A 23,062-nucleotide genomic window follows, 5' to 3' on the forward strand; every position below is an offset into this window, starting at 1 on the left:
TCGCCTTCACGCAGCACCGCGCCGAGCAGCGCCGAGCCGATCCCGCGACCGCGGGCCGCCGGGGCCACCACGAGCTCGGCCGACGCCGTGCCGGGGACGGCGAGGTCCACCTGCGCGTAGCCGAGCAGCAGGTCGCCGGTCGTCGTGCGGTGCGCCGCCGTGGGATCCGCGCCCGTCTCGCTCACGAGCAGGTGCGCGACAAGCGCCCGCGGGTCGGTCAGCCAGAGCAGCGGCTGCTCGGAGAGCGGGGCGACGCCGTCGTGCCGGGTCGCGTCGTCCGCGAGCGCGCGGATCGCCTCGACGGTCGTCGGGGGAGCGGTCCGCGCAGGCGGAGGGGCGTGGGCATGCTCTGATCATCTCCTGCGACGGCCCGTCCCACGCCCGTGAGCTGCCCGCCCCGGACGTACGCTGAGCCATGGAGCTGCGCCGGGTCGACGTCGTCGTCATCGGAGCCGGTCAGGCGGGCCTGTCCACCGGCTATCACCTGCAGCGGGTGGGTCTGCGACCGCCGGGGACGCCGACCGCGACCGGTCGGTTCGTGGTGCTCGACGACAGCCCGGGCCCGGGTGGCGCGTGGCAGCACCGGTGGCCGAGCCTGACGATGGCGCACGCGCATGCGATCCACGACCTGCCGGGGCTCCCGCGCCTCGTGGGGGACCCGGACGAGCCGGCGTCGGTCGGGGTCGCTCGGTACTTCGCCGAGCACGAGGAGCTGTTCGGTCTCGAGGTGCGCCGTCCGGTGCGGGTCCGGTCGGTGCGGGACCTGGGTGGTCGCGACGGCCTGCTCGCGGTCGAGACGGATGACGGCGAGTGGCTCACGCGTGCCGTGGTCAACGCGACCGGGACGTGGCAGAAGCCGTTCTGGCCGGCCTACCCGGGGCAGCAGTCGTTCCGGGGCCGGCAGCTGCACACGCACGACTTCCGGTCCGCTGCCGAGCTCGCGGGCGCGCACGTGGTCGTGGTGGGTGCCGGCACGTCCGGCGTCCAGCTCCTGCTGCAGATCGCGGAGGTCGCGACGACGACGTGGGTCACGCGTCGGCCACCGCAGTGGACGCGCCGGCCGTTCGACCCCGAGTGGGGGCGGGACGTCGTGGCACGGGTGGATGCCCGGACCCGGGCCGGCCTGGTCCCGCTCAGCGTCGTGGCGGAGACGGGTCTGCCGTTGACGCCGGAGTACCAGGCCGGCATCGAGGCGGGGGTCCTGGTCGCGCGACCGATGTTCGACCGGATCGTGCCCGACGGCGTGGAGTGGCTCACGGGCCGGGTGCCGACGGGGGACGAGCACGTGCCGGCGGACGTGATCCTGTGGGCGACGGGGTTCCGGCCCGCGCTCGACCATCTCGCGCCCCTGCACCTGCGTGCGCCCGGCGGCGGGATCGTGATGAGGGGCACCGAGGTGGCGGCGGACCCGCGCATCCAGCTCGTGGGGTACGGACCGAGCGCGTCGACGATCGGTGCGAACCGGGCCGGTCGCGAGGCCGTGCGGAACCTGCGGCGGCTGCTCGGTCTGTGACGTCGGCCCGCCGGGCGGTGGGCCGACGCCTGGTGGGCCGCCGACCGCCTGGATCCTGGGGTGAGGTGACTTTCGGACATGCTGTTGGTATCTTTACCGACAGTGCGTCGGAAAGCGGCGCAGACGAGAGGACCCCCCATGTTCCTGGCCTGGCGCGAGCTCCGCTTCGCGCGCTCACGATTCACCCTGATGGGAGGTGTCGTGGCCCTGATCGCCGTCCTGGTCGTCCTGCTCAGCGGGTTGTCCACCGGTCTCGTGAACGACGGCGTCTCCGGACTGCAGCGGCTCCCCGTCACGGCGTTCGCGTTCGCCGGTGGCACCAAGACCGACTCGGCGTTCTCCCGCAGCATCATCGACCTGTCGCAGGTGACCGCCTGGCGCACGCGACCCGGCGTCGCCGACGCGGCACCGTTCGGGAACCAGCTCGTCAACGGCAAGACGAACGCCGGCCTCCCCGTCGACCTCGCCCTGTTCGGTGTCGAGCCCGACTCGTTCCTCGCCCCGAAGGTCGCCACCGGCGCCGCGCTCGGCACCACGGCCGACGGCATCGTCATCAGCTCGACCCTGAAGGCCGCGGGCCTGGCGATCGGGGACGTCGTCACCCTCGACCGCATCGGGACCAGGCTCACCGTGATCGGGGTGCTGCCGAACCAGCACACCTTCGGCCACGTCGACGTCGCCTACGTACCGCTCCGGACCTGGCAGCAGGTGCACGCCGGCGCCGGACCGGGCGACACCGCCCGGCCCCAGGCCTACCAGGAGGCGACCGCCGTCGCGTTGCGCGCCTCCCCCGGGCGCACGATCGACCTCGCCGCCGGCGACGCCGCCGCCGGGACCACGAGCATGACGCGGGACGCGTCGTTCGCCGCCTCGCCCGGGTACACCGCCGAGACGTCGACGCTGGACCTCATCCAGGTGTTCCTCTACGCGATCTCCGCCCTGGTCGTCGGAGCGTTCTTCACGGTGTGGACCATCCAGCGCAGCCACGAGCTCGCGGTCATGCGCGCGATGGGTGCCTCGACCCGCTACCTGCTGCGCGACGGGCTCTCGCAGGCGTTCGTGGTCCTCCTCGCCTCGACCCTCGTCGGCGTCGGTATCGGCGTCGCCGGAGGTGGTCTGCTCAGCGGCACGAGCATGCCGTTCGCCCTCGCGGCACCCGACATCACGCTCGGCGCCGCCCTGCTCGTCGTGCTCGGGATGGTCGGCGCCACCGCCGCTGTCGTCCGCGTCACCCGCATCGACCCGCTCGCCGCCCTCGGAGGCCAACGATGACCGCTACCACCGAGGCCGCCGCCGGCCTCACGCTCAGCGGGGTCACCCTGCGACTCGGCGACGGCGACAGCATCGTCACCGCGCTCGACGCCGTCGACCTCCGCGTCCGACCCGGCGAGCTGGTCGCCGTCGTCGGCCCCTCCGGAGCGGGCAAGTCCAGCCTCCTCGCCGTCGCCGGTGCCCTCACGACGCCCGACGAGGGCGACGTCATGGTCGACGGCATCCCGATCGGCACGCTCGGCCGGTCCGCGAAGGCGAGGTTCCGCCGCTCGCGCATCGGGTTCGTGTTCCAGTCGGGCAACCTGATCCCGGCGCTCACGGCGGTGGACCAGCTGCGCCTCGCGGTCGACATCGCCGGCCGCGGCCTGGGCAGCCGCGACCCGCTGGAGCTGCTCGCCGAGGTCGGCATGGCGGAGAAGGCCCGACGACGCCCGCACGAGCTCTCCGGCGGCGAGCGTCAGCGTGTCGGCATCGCCCGTGCGCTCATGACCTCCCCGACACTCCTGCTCGTCGACGAGCCGACCGCCGCTCTCGACCGGGCCCGGAGCCAGGAGGTCGTCGCGCTGCTCGCCCGGGAGACCGCCCACGCGGGCGTCGCGACCGTCATGGTCACCCACGACCACGACGTGCTGCACCACTGCGACCGCGTCGTGGAGATGGTGGATGGGAGACTGTCTCCGCAGGACGACTGAGACAGTCGACATCGGGGAGGGGTCGTGCCGCGGATCAAGGCAGCCACGGTCGTCGAGCACCGCGCGGCTCAGCGGCGGGTGCTCCTCGACGCCGCCCGGGCGATCCTCGCCGAGACGGGCGACGTCCCGTCCCTCGCCGCGATCGCGGCGAGGGCGGAGCTCGCCCGGCCGAGCGTCTACCAGTACTTCCGGTCGCGTCAGGACCTGCTGGCCGCCGTCGTCGAGGACACGTTCCCCCGGTGGTCGCACCGCATCACCGCGGCCATGGACGGCGCGGGCAACCCCGGCGAACAGGTCCTGGCGTACGTGGAGGAGAACCTGCAGCTCGTCGCCGACGGTGAGCACGCCGTCGCCCGCGCCCTCACCGCGGCGGCCCCGGGGGACGTGATCCTCGAGCGCAGCCGGATCATGCACGACCAGCTCCGCACCCCGGTCGTCGAGGCGCTCCGGGCGCACGGCGCCGTCGACCCGGAGGCCACCGCGGACCTCGTCAACGCTCTCGTCATGACCGGCTCGCGGATGATCGAGGCCGGTACCGACGTGGTCGAGGTGCGACGCCGCGTGACGGAGCTCCTCGCGCCGTACCTGCGTTCCCCGGTTCGCGGGTGAACCGGCGCCCGACGTGACACAGTGCTCCGCGTGACATCGGTGCAGCGACCTCACCAGGAGGCCACGAGACGGGTGGCGACGGCCGGCTCGGCCGCACCCGAGAGCTGGCGACGCCGCGACCGGGTGCGCACCATCTCCGCGTGGGGCGTCGCGGCCATCGGCCTCATCGGCATCGTCTCGGCCGTCTCGCCGCCGCTCCGCGACCGGCTCGTCGCCCTGCTCGACTTCCTGCCGTTCCACGTCGCCCGGGTCGCGGCGACGACGCTCGTCCTCGGCTCCTTCGCGCTCGTGCTCACGGCACGGGGGCTGCGCCGCGGACAGCAGCTCGCCTGGGGCGCGACCATGGTGCTCCTCGTCCTCACCGCCGTCCTGCACGTGATCAAGGGCCTCGACCTCGAGGAGGCCCTGCTCACCGCGGGGATGGCGGCCTGGCTCCTGCGCCACCGTGACGCGTTCCCGGTGCTGCCGACCCGCGCGGCGGTACGGACCACGGTGATCGTCGGCCTCGGGGGAGGGGTGAGTGCGCTGCTGGTCGGGACCGTGCTCACGTACACCCTCGACCGCCGGCACCACCCGAAGGTCGGCGAGTCGCTGCGTGCGGTCGCCGACCGGCTGAGCGGCGGGTCGACCCTCCCGCTGCCCGGGGTCGGGAGGTTCGTCACCCCGATGCTCGTCGCCACCGGCATCGGTCTCGTCTGGACGGTGCTGTGGGTGCTGATGTCGCCCCGTGCCGGCCGGCACCTCACCGGCGCCGCGCACCTCGCCGAGCGTGAACGCGCGCGCGCCCTCCTCGCGGCGAACCCCGGCCGCACCCTCGACTACTTCGCCCTGCGGGACGACAAGGACTGGTTCTTCTCCGAGCACTCCATGGTCGCCCACTCGGTCCGCCGCGGGGTGTGCCTGGTCTCCCCCGACCCGATCGGCCCCGAGGCCGAGCGCGAGGAGGTCTGGGCGGACTTCATGGGCTATGTCGAGCGCAACGGGTGGTCCGTCGCGGTGGTCGGGGCTGCCGAGGACTGGCTCCCGATCTACGAGGCCACCGGGCTGCGCTCGGTGTACCTCGGGGACGAGGCCGTCGTGGACTGCCCGGCGTTCAGCCTCGAGGGCCGCGCGCGCAAGAGCCTGCGCGGCGCGTACGGACGCGTGCAGCGTGCCGGCTTCACCGCCGAGTTCGTCGATATCGCGCACCTCGACCAGGACACCCGCACGGTCCTCGAGCAGATCGCGGTGTCCAGCAGGCGCGGCGAGGTGGAGCGCGGGTTCTCGATGACCCTCTCGCGGATCCTCGACCCGGCCGACGTCGAGATCATGGTGACGGTCGTGCGCGACGGCGCCGGGGTGCCGCAGGCCTTCCTCCAGTGGGCGCCGGCGACCGCGGTGAACGGGTGGTCCCTCGACGTGATGCGCCACCACCACGGTGCGGACCTGCCGAACGGGCTCACGGACTTCGCGATCATCGAGACGATCCGGCACGTCGCGGCCACGGGCGGTCGCAGCCTCAGCCTGAACTTCGCCGTCCTGCGCGGGGTCGTCGCCGGGGACGACATGTCGCCGCTCGCCCGCGCGTCGCGTGCCGCGCTCCACCGGCTCTCCGACCGCATGCAGATCGTGTCGCTGTGGCGGTTCAACGCCAAGTACGACCCGATCTGGGTCCCGCGGTACATCGTCATGGACTCCGTCGAGTTCGCCGCCGCCCAGGGCCTCGTCCTCGTCGACGCCGAGGGGGTCACCGAGCTGCCCGTCGTCGGGCGCTTCCTCGGTCGCACGACGTGACCCTCGGCCTGGTCGCGGCCATCGTGGCGGCCGTCGCGTACGGCTCGGGATCCGTGCTGCAGGCCGCGGCGACCCGGCGTGCGCACGGCCTGCGGGTGGTGCGACAGCCGCTCTACGTGGCGGGCCTCGTGCTGGACCTGCTCGGCTGGCTGCTGTCGCTGGTCGCGCTCCGCAGCCTGCCGCTGTTCGCGGTGCAGAGCCTGCTCGCCGGATCGCTCGTCGTGACGGTCGTGCTCGCGCGGATGGTGCTGGGCACCCGGCTGCGCGTCGTGGACCGGGCCGCGGTCGGCGCCGTCGTCCTCGCCCTCGCCGTGCTCGCGGTCGCCGCAGGGGAGCAGCCGGCGACCGCCCCGCCGAGCGGTTTCACCCCGGTCGTCCTCGCGGTGGCGGTCGCGCTGGCCGTCGCGGTCGCGGTGGCCCACCGGGGCGGCGGCGCCGTCCTGCTCGCGACCCTCGGGGGGCTCGGGTACTCGGGGGCCGCACTGGCCGCCCGCGGTGCGCACGGTGGCACGACCGGGTGGCAGGTCCTGCTCCAGCCGCTCGCGGTCGCGATCGTCCTGTTCGGCGTGGTGGGCGCACTCGCGTTCGTCCGCGCGCTCGAGACGGGTGCGGTCGGACCTGCGATGGCCCTGATCTCGGTCGTCGAGGTCGTGGTGCCCGGCGCGGTCGGGCTCGCGGTGCTCGGCGACACCGTCCGTGCCGGCTGGGCGGGACCCGCCGTCGGGGCGATCGTCGTCGCACTGACCGGCTGCGTCGTGCTCGCCGGGAGCCCGGGGCAACGAGCGACGGCCTGACCGCACCCTCACGAGGTGCCGTCAGGCCGTCGTCGTCCTTCGCGTGCCGACGGGGGCTCACGCGTCGCGCGTGCTCACCCGCAGGCGCTGGTCACCCGTCGCTCGGTGCCCGGAGGCCGGCGGCGATGAGGTCCATCACCGAGGAGTCGGCGAGCGTCGTCGCGTCGCCCACTGCCCGGTTCTCGGCGACGTCCCGCAGCAACCGGCGCATGATCTTGCCCGAGCGGGTCTTGGGCAGCTCCGCGACGACGAGGATCGTGCGGGGCTTCGCGATCGGGCCGATCTCCTTGGCGACGTGCGCGCGGAGCTCGGTCGAGACGTCCTCGGCGGACTTCCCTTCAGCGGTCGCGGTCGCTCGGAGGATCACGAACGCCACGACGGCCTGCCCGGTCATCTCGTCCGCCGCACCGACGACGGCGGCCTCGGCGACGGACGGGTGCGAGACCAGCGCCGACTCGATCTCCGTGGTCGACAACCGGTGCCCCGACACGTTCATGACGTCGTCGACACGGCCCAGCAGCCAGATGTCGCCGTCGTCGTCCTTCTTGGCGCCGTCGCCCGCGAAGTACAGGCCCGGGAACCGCGACCAGTACGTGTCCTGGAAGCGCTGGGGGTCACCCCAGATGCCGCGAAGCATCGACGGCCAGGGCTCGGTGAGCACGAGGTAGCCGCCGTGGCCGTCGGGGACCGAGTGGGCCTCGTCGTCGACCACGTCGGCACCGATGCCGGGCAGCGCCTTCTGGGCCGAGCCGGGCTTGGCCGTCGTGACACCGGGGAGCGGGCTGATCATCATCGCGCCCGTCTCCGTCTGCCACCACGTGTCGACGATCGGCGTGCGGTCGCCGCCGATCACGCGCCGGTACCAGATCCAGGCCTCGGGGTTGATCGACTCCCCGACGCTGCCGAGGATCCGCAGCGACGAGAGGTCGTGCGCCGCGGGGTACTCCTCGCCCCACTTCATGCAGGTGCGGATCGCCGTCGGTGCCGTGTAGAGGATCGAGACGCCGTACTTGGCGATGATCTCCCACCAGCGGCCGCGGTGCGGGGTGTCGGGGGTGCCCTCGTAGATGACCTGGGTCGCGCCGTTGACCAGGGGTCCGTACACGATGTACGAGTGCCCGGTGATCCAGCCGACGTCGGCCGTGCACCAGTACACGTCGGTCTCGGGCTTGAGGTCGAAGACGTTGAGGTGCGTGAACGCGGCCTGCGTCAGGTAGCCGCCGGTCGTGTGGAAGATGCCCTTCGGCTTCCCCGTCGTCCCGGACGTGTAGAGGATGAACAGCGGGTGCTCGGCCTCGACGACCACGGGCGCGTGCTGGTCGCTCGCGGCCTCGAGGGCCTCGTGCCACCAGACGTCGCGTCCGTCCTGCCACGCGACGTCCTGCCCGGTCCGGCGCACGACGAGCACCTTCTGGACGATCGAGCCGGCCTCCTTGGTGAGCGCCTCGTCGACCGCGGGCTTGAGCGCGCTCGGTGCGCCCCGGCGGTACCCGCCGTCGGCGGTGATCACCGTGGTGGCCTGCGCGTCGACGATCCGGGAGTTGAGCGCCTCCGCCGAGAACCCACCGAAGACGACCGAGTGCGGCGCACCGATGCGCGCGCACGCCAGCATCGCGATGACGGCCTCCGGGATCATCGGCAGGTAGATCGCGACGCGGTCACCGGTCCGGACCCCGAGGGCGACCAGCGCGTTGGCCGCGCGGGAGACCTCTCGCTGGAGCTCGGCGTACGTCAGGGTGCGGGTGTCGCCCGGTTCCCCCTCGAAGTGGATCGCGACGCGGTCGCCGAGACCGGCCTCGACGTGGCGGTCGACGGCGTTGTAGCAGGCGTTGAGCCGGCCGTCGCCGAACCACCGGGCGACTGGTGCCTTCGACCAGTCCAGGACCTCGGTGAACGGCGTCGACCAGGACACCAGGTTCCGGGCCTGCTCGGCCCAGAAGCCCAGGCGGTCGGCGGACGCCCGGGCATACACATCGGCTTGAACATTGGCCTGGGCCGCGAACTCGGCGGACGGCGGGAAACGCCGCTCCTCCGTGAGCAGGTTCTCCAGGTCGCGGGACGACTCCTCGGTCACAGATACCTCCGGCGCAGCGACGGCGATGCGAATGGGGTGACACGTGTAGGACGAAGGTCCTTGCCTCACTCTAGCCGCGCGTCGGGGGTGCCCGGTCCCGGATACGGGACCGGATTCGCCGGGTGGGCCCGGATCAGGCGGGTGGTGTGGCCGCCGCAAGGAGCCGGCCGTACCGCCGCCCGCCCCGACGCGCGACCGCGATCGCGATGCCCGCAGCGAGCAGCAGCACCCCGAGGAGCAGGACGACGCCGCTGACCCCCTGCAGGTCGAGCTGCCCCACCGTCAGTGCGTTCGCGTCCGTCCGGAACAGGCGCAAGACCTCCGTGTACGCCCGTTCCGGGATGATGAGGAAGGTCAGGCCCGCCGTCGTGACGACTGCCCCGGCCGTGATCGGCACGGTTGCCGTCCACAGCCCGAGGAGCACGACGACGATCAGCAGGAGAGCGCCGAGGGCCACGAGGGTCGTGCCGAGCGCGTCGATCCAGGCGGTCTGCGGGGGTGTGTAGGCGAGGACGATCCGAGACTCCCCCAGTCCGGCCACGAGCACGGCGACGGGTCCGGCGACCAGCCCGACGAGGATGCCGAGCAGGTGTGCGCCGATGCCGGCGCGGCGCGGGGGCTCCGCGGCGGGGAAGACGTCGGCCTCCGGCTCGGCCGCGTCCGGGAGCGTCGGGGGTGTGTCGGTCGCAGGAGCCGGTCCGGCTGCGGGCGCAGCGGCGGGTGCCGGCCCGGCGCCGGTCACGCCGACCACCACGTGGTGCCGCGGGGCGTCGGCGGGGTCCAGCGCGGCGTCGGGCGGCGGAGGAGGGACCGCGCCGGGCGCGAGCGGCGCCGGGGGAGTCGGGTGGGCGCGCTCGGCCAGGTGAGCGGCTCGCGCGGCGCGCGCCTCGGCTCCGAGGGTGGCGCCCGGCGGGGTGACGACGGGCGTCGCGCGCGGAGGTGCGGCGACGGGCGGCGCGGTGACGGGTGGTGTGGCGACAGGCGGTGCTGCGACCTCGGGTGCCTCACCCGGCGTCGCGTCGGCCGGGGTCGACGTGGTCGGCGGTGCCGCGGAGGTCTCGGGAGTCGGGTCGCCGGGGCCGGGGACTGCCAGGTCGTCGGTGCTCATCGTGGCTCCTCTGGTGGGCGGTGCAGGGCAGCCGCCACGGTCGAAGCGCGGCCGCTCACCCCACCGTAGAGCCCTGACGGTGTCGATGCGCGCACGTCGACACGCCGGCCGTCGACCTCAGGCGACGGGGGCGGGGACCGCGGCGTCGTCCAGGTCGTCCGTCACGGGGATCGCGGCGACGGCGGCGGGGGTGCTGCTGAACCAGCCGGAGGCGACGGCGAACGCCACCCCGACGAAGATCGCGCCGCCGACCAGGTTGCCGGTGCCGACCACGAACATGTTCCGGCCGAACTGCGCCCAGCTCGTCTGCGGGAGCCCCCCGATGAGGCCGAGCCCGAAGGTCGTCATGTTCGCGACGACGTGCTCGAACCCCGAGGTGATGAACGCGAGCAGGCACCAGAAGATGACGGCGAGCTTCGCGCCCTCGCTCGTCAGCCGGGCTGCGGCCCAGATCGCCAGGCACACGAGCATGTTGCAGAGGACCCCGCGCCAGAACAGCTGGCTCACGCTCTCGGCGGCCTTGTGCTCGAGCATCGACGCGATCATCCTCCCGGCGGGGCTGCCCGGTGCCACGACGCCGCTGGCGTGGACCATCGCGGCGAAGACGAAGGCGCCGAGCATGTTCCCGACGAACGAGAAGCCGAGCGTCCCGCCTGCGCGGCCCCAGGAGATCGAGCGGCCGAGCGCACCCTGCGTGAGCGTCATCATGTTGGAGGTCGCGAGCTCGCCACCGGCGGCGACGACGAGCGTGAGGGCGACACCGAAGACGAGACCGGAGACGAGCTTGGTCCATGCCGACCCGGCGGCCTCGAGCGGACCGGCGGCGCTGACCATGAGCACCACCGCGATACCGATGAAGGACCCGGCGAGCATCGCCTGGACGAGGTAGGGGATCGGGCGTGAGGTGGAGCCGGCCTTCTTCTGGGCGGTCGCCACCTGCGAGGTCATCGTCTCGGGGAGTGTCAGCACGTGGCCCATGGTGGCGTGCGCCCGACCGACCCCCGTGGGACCAAGGGCGGCGCCCGACGGGCCCCCCGTGTGACCCTCACCACCCACCCGGTCAAGTGGAGCGATGTGCGCGAGACACGCGGGCGTGTCCGCGCACATCGCTCCACTTGACCGGGGTGGGGCGGGTGCTCGTGGGAGGGGTGGCTACGCGGGGGGATGGTGCTGCGTGGCGACGGGGTGTGCTGCGCCGGTCTCCACAGGAAGCTGCGGGTTGGCGCCGTAGGCGGACCAGCCACCGACGAAGAGCCGTCCCCGGCCCAGGCCGAGGTGCTCGAGGGAGAGCAGCACGTGACAGGCCCCGATGCCCGAGCCGCAGTAGGCCACGACGTCCTGCGCGGAGCGCACCCCGGCGTCGGCGAAGCGGGCTCGGACGTGGTCGGGCGGCAGGAGTCGGCCGTCCGGAGCCACGGTGGCCTGGCACGGGACGTTGACGGCGCCGGGGACGTGCCCGGCGCGCAGGTCCGCCTGGCCGACACGTCCCTCGAAGCGTTCTCGGTCGCGTGCGTCCACGACCAGCGACGTGCTCGCGTCCAGGTCGCTCAGCTCGGCCAGGTGCTCCGGGGGCCAGGGGCGGACGGAGAAGTCCCCGCGTGCGACGTGCGGCTCCTCGGTCGTCAGGTCCCCCGGGTGGGCGGACAGGCCACCGTCGAGGACCGCCGCACGGCGGCCCGTCGCCCGAAGCATCCACACCAGTCGGGCGGCGATCACCCCACCGGCGTCGTCGTAGGCCACCACCGTGTCGGTGTCCCCGATGCCGAGCGCGGCCATGCCCTCGCTGAAGACGTCCGGGGAGGCAACGGGTGGCGACCGCCCTCCGGCGTGGAGGCGCCCGTGAGCCAGCGGTCCAGATCGACGAAGGCCGCGCCGGGCAGATGGCCGTCCCGGTACGCCGCCTGACCGGAGCGTCCGTCGAGGTACCACCGCACGTCGGCAAGGACGGTGCGCCCGGGGAGCTGCCCGATTGCGTCGAACCGGATGAAAGGAGGGACGTCCATCGCGCCACGATAACGACGCGGTCCATCAATCGAGAAGATTCGTACCGCATGACGAGACGGCAACGCGTCGCCGTTTCCCGCTCCCTCGCCGCGCCGCCACCCCGGGACGTCGAGTGGAGCGATGTGCGAGGGACACGCCCGCGTGTCCCTCGCACATCGCTCCACTCGACGTCAGGGGAAAGGGTGGGAATGAGGGAGGGAGCGACGCGGTTCGGAACGTGCGTGAGCCGACTCTTCGAACCCTTGACCCTGCGCGGTACGACCATCCCGAACAGGGTCTGGCTCGCACCGATGTGCCAGTACTCCGCGATCGACGGCATGCCGAACGACTGGCACCTGGTCCACCTCGGTTCGCACGCGATCGGCGGCTTCGGGCTGCTGCTCACCGAGGCCACGGCCGTGGTGCCCGAGGGTCGGATCACCCCGTACGACGTCGGCCTCTGGACCGACGAGCAGACGCAGGCCTGGTCACGGATCGTGGAGTTCGTGCACGAGCGCGGGGCGCTGATCGGCGTCCAGCTCGCGCACGCCGGACGCAAGGCGTCGACCCACCGCCCGTGGGACGGCCGGCACGGGACGCTCCGCGCCGACGGCACCCCGGTGGGCGGCTGGACGCCCGTCGGCCCGTCCCCCGTCGCGTTCGCGGGCTACGACGTCCCTGCCGAGCTCACTCCCGCGCAGATCACCGACGTCCCGCGGGCGTTCGCCGCAGCCGCACGTCGCGCCGAGCAGGCGGGCTTCGACGTCGTCGAGGTGCACGCGGCTCACGGCTACCTGCTGCACCAGTTCCTCTCGCCGTTGTCGAACACCCGCACCGACGCGTACGGCGGTCCCCTCGAGAACCGTGCGCGGCTCCTCGTGGAGACCGTGGACGCCGTCCGTGCCGCCTGGCCGGAGGATCGGCCCGTCCTCGTCCGCGTGTCGGCGACCGACTGGGTCGACGGAGGGCTCACGACCGAGGAGACGGTCGCCGTCGCCGGTGTGCTGCGTGAGCACGGCGTCGACCTCGTCGACGTCTCGAGCGGCGGGAACGTCCCCGCGGACATCCCGCTCGCGCCGGGGTACCAGGTGCCCCTGGCGCGTGCGGTGCGCGAGGGGGCCGGGCTCCCGGTGTCGGCGGTCGGGCTGATCACGACGCCCGAGCAGGCCGAGGCCGTGCTCGTCGACGGGGCCGCCGACGCCGTCATGCTCGCACGCGTCGCACTCCGCGAGCCCGGGTGGCCGCTGCGTGCCGCGCGCGAGCTCGGGGTGCCGGTGGCGGAGGCCGGCTGGCAGCCGCAGTACGCGCGCGCCGCCCTGGGGTGACCGCGACCCTCGCGACATCCGGGCGGCCGGGCACGGGGCGCGACCGGACGAGCACGGTCAGGCCGAGGCGAGCGCCTCCCAGCGTGCGTCGGCGAGCCGCACGGCCGTGAGGTACGCCTCGACGGTGGCGTCGTCATGGGCGTCGTCGTCGACGCCGGTCTCGTAGGCCAGCGTGGTCGCGAGCGCGTGCCCGAGCGGTCCGGCGTGGTGCACCAGCGCGTCGTAGAGGCGGTCGTCGAGGGACAGCCGCGCGGCGACGTCGGCGAGCGGCAGGTCGGTGAACGCGTCGAGGGTCGACATCAACCCGATGGTGAACGCGGCCTCGCGGTCTGCGCGGCCGACGCCGCCACCGGCCGCGACGAGCTCGGCCGTCATCTCCGCGCGGACGAGCGCCTGCCGGCTCAGCTCGGGCGGCTTGCCGGTGGCATCCGCGAGGACCAGCAGCATGACGAGCTGGCGCAGCCGCTCGGCCCCGAGGAGGACGACGGCCTGGTGCAGCGAGCTCACCCGGTGCTGGAGCGCCGCGAAGCCCGAGTTGACCGACTGCAGCACCTTCTGGGCGAGAACGACGTCGGTCCCGACCAGCGCGGTGAGGTCGGCGAGCTCGGCGTCCGGGTCGTTGAGCCGGGCGAGGAGCGCGAGGACGGCGTGCAGCCCGGCGGGGACCGTCCGGCTGGAGAGGATCTGCGGCCGCGCGAAGAAGTACCCCTGGAACAGGTCGGCCCCGGCGGTCAGTGCCTCGGCGAGCTGCTCGGCCGTCTCGACCTTCTCGACCAGGACGGTCAGACCCGGGCGTCGGACCGCCGCGACGTGCGCGCCCAGCCTGCCGGCCGGGATCGACGGTAGGTCGAGCTTGACGACGTCGACCTGATCCAGCAGGGCGTCGTGCGGCCCGTCCAGCACGAAGTCGTCGAGGGCCACCGCATACCCCTCGTCCCGCACGGCCGTCAGGATCCGCGTCACCTCAGGGGACGGGACGGTGCTCTCGAGGACCTCGAGCACGACCCGGTCCGGGCCGATGAGGCGGTGCTGACCGCCGGCGAGCAGCGTCGGGGTCACGTTGATCCACGCGCGCGTGTGCTGGACGGTGGACTCGAGACCGAGGTCGACGAGCGCGCCGTAGAGGACGCTGAGCGTCGCGAGGTCGTCATCGGCGATCTCCGCCGGGCCGCTCGGTCGCGTGCGGTGGAGCAGCTCGTACCCGACGACTGTGAGCGTCCGGTCGAAGATCGGCTGTCGTGCCACGTAGCGCAGTGCCATGAGGCTCCCCTGGTGACCTCGGTGTCCTCCGCAGGTGGCGTCGGTCGCGCCTCCCCCGGTGGACGGATCTGCAGGCCGTCGATGTGTCCGGTCGCGTCCAGCCGTGCTTACGGCGCGACGGCGACCTGCGCGCGTGCGACCCGCTCCACCGCGGCGGCGACGACGGTCGTCACCTCGGGGTTGAACACGCTCGGCACGATGTAGGTCGGGTTCAGCTGGTCGTCGGAGACCACGGAGGCGAGTGCCTGGGCGGCTGCGAGCAGCATCGCGTCGGTGATCGTGTTCGACTGCGCGTTGAGCAGCCCGCGGAAGACGCCGGGGAACGCGAGGACGTTGTTGATCTGGTTCGCGAAGTCGCTCCGGCCGGTGCCGACGACGGCGGCATGCTTCGCCGCGTCCACGGGGTCGACCTCCGGCCGGGGGTTCGCCATCGCGAAGACGATCGACCGGTCGGCCATCGTGGCGACGTCGTCCCCGGTGAGGATGTCCGGTGCGGAGACGCCGATGAACACGTCGGCGTCCGCGAGCGCCTCGCGGAGGGTCCCCGTGACGCCGCGCGGGTTCGTGATGGCGGCGGTGCGTGCGAGCTGGTCCGTGAGTCCCGGACGGCCGGGGTAGATCACGCCGTCGATGTCCGCGACGACGACGTCCGTCGCACCGGCCGCGAGCAGCAGGGTCAGGACGGCGGTTCCCGCGGCGCCGGCGCCGGACATCACGATCCGGACGTCCGGGAGGGCCTTGTCGACGACCTTGAGCGCGTTGGTCAGGGCGGCGAGGGCGACGATCGCGGTGCCGTGCTGGTCGTCGTGGAACACCGGGATGTCGAGACGCTCGCGCAGCCGCCTCTCGATCTCGAAGCAGCGCGGTGCGGAGATGTCCTCGAGGTTGATCCCGGCGAAGACCGGCGCGATCGCGCAGACGGTCTCGACGATCTGGTCGACGTCGGTCGTGTCGAGCGCGATCGGGAAGGCGTCGATGTCGGCGAAGCGCTTGAAGAGCACGGCCTTGCCCTCCATGACCGGCAGCGCGGCCAGCGGGCCGAGGTCGCCGAGGCCCAGCACGGCGGTGCCGTCGGTGACGACGGCGATCGTGTTCCGCTTGATGGTGAGCCGGCGGGCGTCCTCCGGGCGGGCGGCGATGGCCTCGCAGACCCGCGCGACGCCGGGCGTGTAGACCATCGAGAGGTCGTCGCGGTTGCGCAACGGCACCTTCGACTCGATCGACAGCTTGCCGCCGAGGTGCAGGAGGAACGTGCGGTCGCTGACGCGGTCGACGACGACGCCGGGAAGCGTGCGGAGCCCGGCGACGATCTCGTTCGCGTGGTCCTCGCCGCGGGTCGCGCAGGTGAGGTCGACCGTGATCCGCTCGTGGCCGGAGGCCGTGACGTCGAGCGCGGTGACGATCCCTCCGCTCTGCTCGATCGAGGTCGTGAGCTCCGACACGGCGGTGGGCCGGGCCTCGACCTGCATGCGGACAGTGATCGACGACGACACGCTCGGCGCAGAGGGCATGCGCCCATTGTCATGCACCAGAGCCGGAAGTCCCGACCATGCGGCTCCGGCGTGCTGCGCGACCCGTCGAGCGGATCGCCCGACGCACCGTACGCTCGGCCGGGTGACCGTCGACCCGCTCCTCGCGCTCGCGGATCTTCCCGGGGTGCGTGCCGCCGTCGACGACGCCCGGTCCGCGTGCGAGCAGCTGCGCTGGCACGAGGCGTTCCGCAGGCGCTGGCGCGAGGTTCGCGCCGAGTCGGGGATCCGCGCGGCCGGGGCGAGCGCGCGGCTCGAGGGGGCGCAGGTCCAGCTGGACCGCGTGCGCGAGCTGGCCGTCGGTGCCGCACCGTCGGGCGGTGCCGAGGCGCTCGTGCGCGGGACGCTGCGGGCGCACGTGGTCGTCGAGACGCTGATGCCGGACCTCGGGGCCAGGTCCGCGCCGCCGCTGCCTCCGTTCCCGCAGCTCCTGGCGACGCTTCACCGCGCCGCCACCGCCGGGTGGCTCGACCCGGACGCGGTCGGGCGCCTCCGGTCCCGTGGCGCCCCCGAGGACCTCCACGGTCTCGGGGCGGCGCCGGCGGCGTCCGACGTGGCCGCCCGGCTGGACCTGCTCGGCAGGACCGTCGACGGATCCCTGGCCCCGGCCCTCGTGATCGCCGCCGTCGCGCACGGGGAGCTGATGATGCTGCGCCCGTTCGTCGCCGGGAACGGCACGGTCGCACGTGCGCTGTTCCGGTTGCTGCTCACGCGCGGCGGGCTCGACCCGACGGGGTGCGCGGTCGCGGATGAGGAGTGGTCCTCGGCCCCGCATCCGTACCTGGCCGCCGCGGCGCAGTTCGCGACCGGGTCACCGGACGGTGTGGCCACCTGGCTCCGGGCCTGCGCCGGTGCGGTCGGGGCCGGTGCGGTGCGGGCGACGTCGGTCGCGGACGCGGTGCGGGCGGGGCGGTTCGGCTGACGAGGGCGCTGTCGCCCCGGTCGGCGTGGCGGCGCTGTCGCCTCGGCCGGTGCGGTGGCCCGGGCGGCGCAGAACAACGGCGCCCGGGTGGACGCCGTTGTTCTGACGAAGGGTCGAGGGGTATCAGGCGTGCACCTGCGCTGTCGCGACGGGACGAGCCCGGTCGACAGGTCCTATGCGTGGACCGTTCGCGCGTGGGTTCCCTCGACACATTCAGTTGTGACTCCTTGGTACTCCGATTGCGATCGAAAGGAAAGAGCCAGACGCGTGTCGTCGCGTGAAGGTCCTCTCATGCGAAACGCGACCGGCTGGTGTGCCGTGCCGGTCAGGCGCGGCCGGCCCGCGCGCCTGCGCCTGGCGGTCGGGTCCTCGGGTCCTCAGAGTCGTCAGGCCAGACGCTGCCGGTACCGCCGTGTGAGCCGCCAGACGACCACAGCGGCCAGCGCGAGCACCGTGGCGGTGCCGACCGTGAGGACCGGCGCCGTGGGGCGGAGCCTGGTGCGCAGCGAGACCGGTCGGGTGAAGGTGAGGACGGTCCACCCGTTCTCGGCGGCCGCGCGGCGAAGCCCACGGTCGGGGTTGACCGCGAAGCCGTGGCCGACGGCCGAGAGCATCGGCACATCGGTGATCGAGTCCGAGTACGCGTAGCTCGCGCCGAGGTCGTAGCCGCGCTCGGCGGCGATCGTCCGGACGGCCTCGGCCTTCTGCTCCCCGTAGGCGTAGAAGTCGATCTCGCCGGTGTACCGCCCGTCCTCGACCGCCATGCGGGTCGCGATCACGTGGTCGGCGCCGAGCATCGCGGCGATCGGGGCGACGACCTCCCCGCCCGAGGCCGACACGATGACGACGTCGTGGCCCGCGGCGTGGTGGTCCTCGATGAGCGTCACGGCCTCGGCGTACACGACGGGGTCGATGTACTGGTGCAGGGTCTCGGCGACGATCGACGAGACCTGGGCGACGTCCCACCCGGTGACCATCGACGACAGGTGGGCTCTCATCCGCTCGGTCTGGTCGGCATCGGCGCCGCCGACCAGGTACAGGAACTGCGCGTAGGCGGTGCGGAGCACGTCGCGGCGAGAGATGAGCCCGCCCGCGAAGAACGGCCGGGAGAACGCGGCTGCCGACGACGTCGCGATGATCGTCTTGTCGAGGTCGAAGAACGCGGCCGCCGTCGGGCGTCGAACCGTGCTGCTGCTCACCGGGCCTCCTGGGACGGTGTCGAATGTGCCGAGCCTAACCACGACGTGCGCGGTGGCCCGTGCACGGCGGCGCGTGCACGGCGTATGCACGGCGCGTGCACTGCGCGATCCGCTGTGCGATCCGCTGCGCGAGAAGACCACACGCGCCTGTGCCACCGGGGCGTGCACAGCAGGGGCGCTGCCGAACCTGCTGGGGCGTGGGACGCCGCGAGCATCGGTGGCATGGGTGAGGTCATCGGCGTCGTGGGCGCCCGCGGTGGAGCCGGCGCATCGTCACTCGCGGCGTCGCTGGCGGCCGAGTGCGGGTCGGTCGGCGACCTGACGGGGCACGGGGCAGAGGCGGTCGTCGACCTCTCGCGCGGCGCCGGCATCGACGTGCTGCTCGGCATCGAGGAGCAGCCGGGTGCCCGATGGCCCGACCTCCACCAGGCGCGCGGCGCGGTCGACGGCACCGAGCTGCGCGCGGTCCTGCCGACCTGGCGCGGCGTCGGGGTTCTCAGCGCGGACCGTCAGCGACCCCGACCGACACCGACGGAGGTCGTCGACGACGTCCTCGACGCCCTGACGGACGTGCACGACGTCGTCGTGCTCGACCTCGACCGCACCGACGTCCTCGGTCCGGACGGGTGCCGCTCCGTCCGGCGCTGCTCGACGGTGCTCCTCGTCGTCCCGCTGGACCTCCGATCGGTCGCCGGTGGGGTCGCGCTCCGCGCGGAGCTCCGCGGACAGGTGCCCGACGTCCGCCTCGTCCTGCGGGGTCCGTCGCCCGGAGGGCTCGGCGCCGCAGAGGTCTCCCACGTGCTCGGACTCCCGATCGCCGGGAGGCTCCCGTACCGCCGCCGACTGGACGGCGTGATCGAGTCCGGTCTCGGTCCGCCACCTCGCGGCGCCTACGCGAGAGCGGTGCGCCGGCTCGCCCAGGGGCTGCGGTGAGCACCGCGACGGCACCACCACCTGCGCCGCACGTCGTGTCCCCGTCATCTGCCCTGCTCGTCGACGAGGTCCGCGCGAGGCTCGCCACGCGGACGACCGCACCGACCGACGCCGACGTCCGCGCCGTCGCGCGCGAGTGCGGAGCGCTCCTCGGCAGCACGGCGCTCGCCGAGGTGACCCGCTCGGTGCGAGCCGAGATCCTCGGTGCCGGTCCGCTGCAGAGGCTGCTCGATGACCCCGATGTCACCGACGTGCTGGTGAACGCGCCACACGAGGTCTGGGTCGATCGTGGGCGCGGTCTCGAGCGGGCATCGATCGACCTCGGCACGACGGCCCTGGTCCGTGCCCTGGCGGTGCGGCTCGCCGCAGCGGGCGGGCAGCGGCTCGACGACGCGAGCCCGCTCGTGGACGCCCGTCTCCCCGACGGCACGCGGTTGCACGCGGTGCTGCCGCCGATCGCGGGAAGCTGCACGCTGCTGTCGCTGCGCGTCGTGCGAACGCGAGCGCTCACGCTGTCCGACTGGGTGCTCGGTGGCGCGTTCACGCCGCCGGTCGCCGCGCTGCTCGAGTCGCTCGTCCGGGCACGGGCGAACCTGCTCGTCACCGGTGCGACGGGCAGCGGGAAGACGACCCTCCTGTCGACGTTGCTCTCCTCGGTCCCGGTGGATGAGCGCATCGTGTGCATCGAGGAGTCCGGCGAGCTCGCGCCGGACCACCCGCACGTCGTGCGGCTCGTGGTGCGCCGGGCGAACGTCGAGGGCGCCGGCGAGGTGGGGCTGAGCGACCTGGTGCGTCACGCGATGCGGATGCGACCCGATCGCCTGGTGCTCGGGGAGTGCCGTGGCGCCGAGGTCACCGACGTGCTGGCTGCGCTGAACACGGGGCACGACGGCGGGTGCGCGACGATGCACGTGAACCGGCCGCGCGACGTCCCGGCCCGGTTGGCCGCGCTGGCCGCCCTCGCCGGCATGGACGGGCACGCGGTCGCCGCACAGGCGGCCAGTGCCCTGCACGCGGTGGTCCATCTGCGGCGGGACGGCAGGCGACGTGTCCTCACCGAGATCGCGGTCGTCGGGCGGGGCGCGGACGGAGAGCTGAGCGTCGTCCCGGCGCTCGACCGGGATGCGAGCGGGCAGCTCGTCCGCGGTCCCGGATGGCGCGAGCTGGTCGCGAGGTCCGGCGTGGAGGGCGTGACAGGGCTGTTCGGAGGGTCCGGCGTGGAAGGCGTGACCGGGCTGTTCGGAGGGTCCGGCGTGGATGGCGTGCCGGAGCGGCTCGGTAGGTCCCGGGTCGATGGCGTGCCAGAGCGGCTCGGCGGGCCATGAGCGCCGCAGGTGTGCTCGCCGGTGTCCTGGCCGCGGCCGCGCTCAGGATGATCGCCGGCCGATGGACGGTCGGCGGACGGCTCGGTGTCGTCGCATGCTGCGGCGTGCCCGTCGGTGCACGCCCCAGCCCGGCCGAGGCCGGTGCCGACAGGGGGTCCGGCGTGCCGATCCCGTCGCGAGGGGGGTCGTGGTCGCGTCGCGCTCGCGGTGCGGCAGGCGGGTTCGGTGCCCTGGGCCGATGGTCGGCGTCCGCCGGCGGCGTCGCCGGTCGTGGTGGATCCCGCGGCGCGGCCGGGGCGGGTCTCGTGATCGATGTCGCGACGACCGTCCGGGCAGGGGTGCCACCCGACCTGGCGTGGACCACCGCCGGGATCCGCTGCGGCGCGACCGGGGTGCCGGAGCGCGCGGTGCTGACCGGTGCCGGGCTCGAGGCGTCGGACGCCCGCGCGGTCGTCGCCGGGTGTCGACTCGCTCTCGAGCTCGGTGCCCCGCTCGCACCGGTCCTCGAGGGGATCGCCGAGCTGATCGACGAGCAGGCCGAGCTGGCCGGCGAGCGTGCCGCGGCGGCGGCCGGACCGCGGAGCAGCATCCGGGTGATGACAGGGCTCCCACTGGTGTGCGTCGGCGTGGGGGCGGCGATGGGCGCCGACCCGGTGCACGTGCTGCTGGACGACGGTCCCGGTCGCGTGGCGTTCGCCGTGGGTGCCGCGCTCCTGTGGGGCGGGCGTCGGTGGGCACGCGCGCTGGTCAGGTCGGCGGAACGAGCGGGGCAGTCGTGACGCACGACTGGCCGACCCTCGTGCAGGTCGTGGCAGGGCTCCTGGCATGCGCCCTGGTGGCGGGTTCGCCGTGGTGGCTCGGTGGTGCGGCCGTGCGTCGTCACCTCCTGGCGGCGCACCTGCCCGGGAGCAGGCGCTCCCGCGGGGCAGGTCCGAACACCCCGGGCGCGGCGCCGTCGGGCGCGGTCGCAGCGGCTCGGGGCCGCCGCGGACGGGCTCGCCCGCAGGCGGGTACCGACGTCCTCGTCGTGCTCGCCCTGCTGAATGCCGCACTCGCCTCGGGGACGAGCGTGACGCGAGGGCTGGTGGGGGGTGGGGGACGCGCTGGGCACCGACGACGGCCGGGCGCTCCGCACCGTCGGTGTGGCGCTGGAGCTCGGATCCGCCTGGCAGCGCGCCTGGATCGGCTTGCCGGCGCACCTGGCGGAGGTACGTGACTGCCTGCACGGCAGCTGGGTCAGCGGGTCCGCCGCCGGACCGGCCATCCGGGCAGCCGCAGCTCAGGTCCGCCGTCGGCGACGGTGGGGTGCGCGCGAGGCGTCCGGTCGGCTCGCCGTCCGGCTCGTGCTCCCGCTCGGCCTGTGCTTCCTCCCGGCATGCCTGCTCCTCGGACTCGTCCCGATCGTGCTCTCGCTCGCGAGGGACCTCTGGTGACGGGCGAACCGACCCGCTCGGTCGAGGACGCGTCGGTGTCCACAAGACGAGGTGCCGAGACGCCGACGACGCGCCGTAGCGGAGAAGCGTGGACGTCCCACGCCGGCGTCGACAGGTCGCCGCGAGAAGCCGAGTCCTGATCGGACGTTCGCGTCGATCGGATCACGAAGGAGTACCGATGCCGTCATCTCTCACCGTCATGCTCGCCGGAGTCGCTGGGGTCGCCGCGATGATCGCCTTCCCTGGTGGCGGGGTCCCGCCGTTGCGGGCGTGGTCCGGTGCCCGTCGTCGCCTCGCCGGGCCGGACGACGGCATGGCCACCACCGAGTACGCCATCGCGACGATCGCCGCTGCCGGGTTCGCCGGGCTCCTCGTCGCCGTCCTGCGGTCGGACGAGGTCCGTGGGCTGCTGGCGGGCCTCGTCCGGTCCGCGCTGACGCTGTGACCGCGCCGGGTGACGGGGCGACCAAGCCGGCTGACGCTGTGACCGCGCCGGGTGGTGGGGCGGTAGCGGTGCGGGACCGCGGGAGCGCGACGGTCGAGCTCGCGATCGCCCTCCCCGCCGTCGTCGCCGTGCTCGGGGCCGTGCTCGCCGTCGGCGCGGCCGCCACGGCCCACCTGGCGTGCGCCGACGGGGCGCGGGCCGCTGCCAGGCAGGCGGCGCTGGGGTCGTCGGACGCCGAGGTCGTCACCGTGGCGCAGCACGTCGCCGGGGCCGGGGCTGCGGTCACCGTCGACCGCGACGGGGTCTGGGTGCGGGTCGAGGTCCGCCGGTCGGCGGTCGGACAGCTCGGCGGTGCCGGGGGCGCCCTCACCGCGACGGCGTCCGCGACCGCGCGGGTGGAACCGTGACCCCGGCGGCGAACGAGAGTCCGGACCCGGAGCGCGGTGCGGGAACCGTGCTCGTCCTCGCCCTGGTCGCGGCGGCGGCCACCGGGCTGCTGACCGTCTCGCTCCTCGCAGCCGCGCACAGCGGGCGGTCGGCTGCTCAGACTGCAGCCGACCTCGCGGCGATCGCGGTCGCCGACCAGGTCGCCAGGGGGATCACAGGTGCTGGCGGCTCCGCATCCGCAGGGCTCGACGACGCGTCTGTCGCAGGCGAGACACCTCCGACGGCCTCGGCAGCCGACGGCGCAACGCTCGCGGCGGCGTGCGCCGTCGGGCAGGCGACGGCCGAGGCGAACGGTTGCCACCTGACGTCGTGCGACGACCTCGGCGCCGGGGTGGTCGAGGTGAGGACCTCACGCCGGACGGCGGCCGGTGTCGCGCGAGCCGTCGCACGCGCCGGCCCCGAGGAGGCGCGGTGAGAGGGCGGTCC

The 23,062-nt window shown here is 73.9% G+C and carries 22 protein-coding genes and 1 pseudogene; 15 read left to right on the plus strand and 8 right to left on the minus strand.

Going from position 1 to position 23,062, the window contains the following annotated elements:
- Positions 1 to 59 precede the first annotated feature (59 nt).
- Positions 60 to 185, minus strand: a pseudogene (locus tag LJB74_RS20875) (hypothetical protein); the annotation flags it as partial.
- 230 nt (positions 186 to 415) lie between these two features.
- Between LJB74_RS20875 and LJB74_RS12440 the strand changes: the two are divergent.
- The 6 genes from LJB74_RS12440 (at position 416) to LJB74_RS12465 (ending at position 6,653) form a co-directional block, all read left to right on the plus strand.
- The gene (locus tag LJB74_RS12440; RefSeq protein WP_259308831.1) at positions 416 to 1,513 is read left to right on the plus strand and encodes an NAD(P)/FAD-dependent oxidoreductase; all 1,098 of its coding nucleotides are present in this window, start codon (positions 416 to 418) and stop codon (positions 1,511 to 1,513) included.
- A gap of 138 nt (positions 1,514 to 1,651) precedes the next feature.
- Positions 1,652 to 2,785 carry an FtsX-like permease family protein gene (locus LJB74_RS12445; RefSeq protein ID WP_259308832.1) on the plus strand — a complete coding sequence of 378 codons (1,134 nt, stop codon included), beginning with the start codon at positions 1,652 to 1,654 and terminating at the stop codon, positions 2,783 to 2,785.
- Positions 2,782 to 3,477, plus strand: coding sequence for an ABC transporter ATP-binding protein (locus LJB74_RS12450; RefSeq protein WP_259308833.1), 696 nt, complete (start codon positions 2,782 to 2,784; stop codon positions 3,475 to 3,477). Before LJB74_RS12445 ends, LJB74_RS12450 begins: the two co-directional genes overlap by 4 nt.
- A gap of 24 nt (positions 3,478 to 3,501) precedes the next feature.
- Entirely contained in the window at positions 3,502 to 4,086 is a 585-nt protein-coding gene (locus LJB74_RS12455) for a TetR/AcrR family transcriptional regulator (RefSeq protein ID WP_259308834.1), read from the plus strand.
- Positions 4,087 to 4,116: 30 nt separating this feature from the next.
- Positions 4,117 to 5,859 carry a bifunctional lysylphosphatidylglycerol flippase/synthetase MprF gene (locus LJB74_RS12460; protein WP_259308835.1) on the plus strand — a complete coding sequence of 581 codons (1,743 nt, stop codon included), beginning with the start codon at positions 4,117 to 4,119 and terminating at the stop codon, positions 5,857 to 5,859.
- A complete protein-coding gene (locus LJB74_RS12465; RefSeq protein ID WP_259308836.1) occupies positions 5,856 to 6,653 on the plus strand; it encodes a hypothetical protein in 798 nt (265 codons plus the stop codon). Before LJB74_RS12460 ends, LJB74_RS12465 begins: the two co-directional genes overlap by 4 nt.
- A gap of 91 nt (positions 6,654 to 6,744) precedes the next feature.
- Here the strand turns inward: LJB74_RS12465 and acs are convergent, their stop codons facing one another.
- The 4 genes from acs to LJB74_RS12485 form a co-directional block, all read right to left on the minus strand.
- Complete coding sequence (acs, locus tag LJB74_RS12470; RefSeq protein ID WP_259308837.1) at positions 6,745 to 8,727, minus strand: acetate--CoA ligase; 1,983 nt, start codon at positions 8,725 to 8,727, stop codon at positions 6,745 to 6,747.
- 133 nt (positions 8,728 to 8,860) lie between these two features.
- Positions 8,861 to 9,835, minus strand: a complete 975-nt coding sequence (locus LJB74_RS12475; protein WP_259308838.1) for a hypothetical protein — start codon at positions 9,833 to 9,835, stop codon at positions 8,861 to 8,863.
- Positions 9,836 to 9,952: 117 nt separating this feature from the next.
- Positions 9,953 to 10,813: a formate/nitrite transporter family protein gene (locus tag LJB74_RS12480; protein WP_396125163.1), complete on the minus strand. Its 861-nt coding sequence runs from the start codon at positions 10,811 to 10,813 to the stop codon at positions 9,953 to 9,955.
- Between the two features lie 174 nt (positions 10,814 to 10,987).
- A complete protein-coding gene (locus LJB74_RS12485) occupies positions 10,988 to 11,611 on the minus strand; it encodes a sulfurtransferase (protein WP_259308840.1) in 624 nt (207 codons plus the stop codon).
- A gap of 449 nt (positions 11,612 to 12,060) precedes the next feature.
- Here LJB74_RS12485 and LJB74_RS12490 point away from each other — a divergent pair, with 449 nt between their 5' ends.
- Positions 12,061 to 13,143, plus strand: coding sequence for an NADH:flavin oxidoreductase/NADH oxidase (locus LJB74_RS12490; protein ID WP_259308841.1), 1,083 nt, complete (start codon positions 12,061 to 12,063; stop codon positions 13,141 to 13,143).
- 57 nt (positions 13,144 to 13,200) lie between these two features.
- On the opposite strand, the gene LJB74_RS12495 is transcribed toward LJB74_RS12490, so the two are convergent.
- Both LJB74_RS12495 and LJB74_RS12500 read right to left on the minus strand, forming a co-directional pair.
- Complete coding sequence (locus tag LJB74_RS12495; protein ID WP_259308842.1) at positions 13,201 to 14,403, minus strand: EAL and HDOD domain-containing protein; 1,203 nt, start codon at positions 14,401 to 14,403, stop codon at positions 13,201 to 13,203.
- Between the two features lie 107 nt (positions 14,404 to 14,510).
- Positions 14,511 to 15,914, minus strand: a complete 1,404-nt coding sequence (locus tag LJB74_RS12500) for an NAD-dependent malic enzyme (protein ID WP_259308843.1) — start codon at positions 15,912 to 15,914, stop codon at positions 14,511 to 14,513.
- Between the two features lie 103 nt (positions 15,915 to 16,017).
- On the opposite strand from LJB74_RS12500, the gene LJB74_RS12505 reads away from it, so the two are divergent.
- Complete coding sequence (locus LJB74_RS12505) at positions 16,018 to 16,854, plus strand: Fic family protein (protein WP_259308844.1); 837 nt, start codon at positions 16,018 to 16,020, stop codon at positions 16,852 to 16,854.
- A 386-nt stretch (positions 16,855 to 17,240) separates the two neighbouring features.
- Here LJB74_RS12505 and LJB74_RS12510 read toward each other — a convergent pair whose 3' ends face one another.
- On the minus strand, positions 17,241 to 18,053 hold the full coding sequence (locus LJB74_RS12510) for an HAD family phosphatase (RefSeq protein WP_259308845.1): 813 nt from the start codon (positions 18,051 to 18,053) through the stop codon (positions 17,241 to 17,243).
- A 222-nt stretch (positions 18,054 to 18,275) separates the two neighbouring features.
- On the opposite strand from LJB74_RS12510, the gene ssd reads away from it, so the two are divergent.
- The 7 genes from ssd to LJB74_RS12545 all read left to right on the plus strand — a co-directional run bounded on the left by ssd (position 18,276) and on the right by LJB74_RS12545 (position 23,051).
- A complete protein-coding gene (ssd, locus tag LJB74_RS12515) occupies positions 18,276 to 18,986 on the plus strand; it encodes a septum site-determining protein Ssd (RefSeq protein ID WP_259308846.1) in 711 nt (236 codons plus the stop codon).
- Positions 18,983 to 20,311, plus strand: coding sequence for a TadA family conjugal transfer-associated ATPase (locus tag LJB74_RS12520; RefSeq protein ID WP_259308847.1), 1,329 nt, complete (start codon positions 18,983 to 18,985; stop codon positions 20,309 to 20,311). The genes ssd and LJB74_RS12520 overlap by 4 nt, the downstream gene beginning before the upstream one ends.
- On the plus strand, positions 20,308 to 21,090 hold the full coding sequence (locus tag LJB74_RS12525) for a type II secretion system F family protein (protein WP_259308848.1): 783 nt from the start codon (positions 20,308 to 20,310) through the stop codon (positions 21,088 to 21,090). Before LJB74_RS12520 ends, LJB74_RS12525 begins: the two co-directional genes overlap by 4 nt.
- Before the next feature lie 312 nt (positions 21,091 to 21,402).
- A complete protein-coding gene (locus LJB74_RS12530) occupies positions 21,403 to 21,744 on the plus strand; it encodes a hypothetical protein (protein ID WP_259308849.1) in 342 nt (113 codons plus the stop codon).
- 178 nt (positions 21,745 to 21,922) lie between these two features.
- Entirely contained in the window at positions 21,923 to 22,189 is a 267-nt protein-coding gene (locus LJB74_RS12535) for a DUF4244 domain-containing protein (protein WP_259308850.1), read from the plus strand.
- Positions 22,186 to 22,596 (plus strand): TadE family type IV pilus minor pilin, encoded by a 411-nt coding sequence (locus tag LJB74_RS12540; RefSeq protein ID WP_259308851.1) that lies wholly within the window; start codon positions 22,186 to 22,188, stop codon positions 22,594 to 22,596. The genes LJB74_RS12535 and LJB74_RS12540 overlap by 4 nt, the downstream gene beginning before the upstream one ends.
- Positions 22,593 to 23,051, plus strand: coding sequence for a hypothetical protein (locus LJB74_RS12545; protein ID WP_259308852.1), 459 nt, complete (start codon positions 22,593 to 22,595; stop codon positions 23,049 to 23,051). The genes LJB74_RS12540 and LJB74_RS12545 overlap by 4 nt, the downstream gene beginning before the upstream one ends.
- The last annotated feature ends 11 nt before the right edge of the window (positions 23,052 to 23,062 follow it).

This window comes from Cellulomonas sp. P24, from assembly GCF_024704385.1.
Taxonomy (GTDB): domain Bacteria; phylum Actinomycetota; class Actinomycetes; order Actinomycetales; family Cellulomonadaceae; genus JAJDFX01.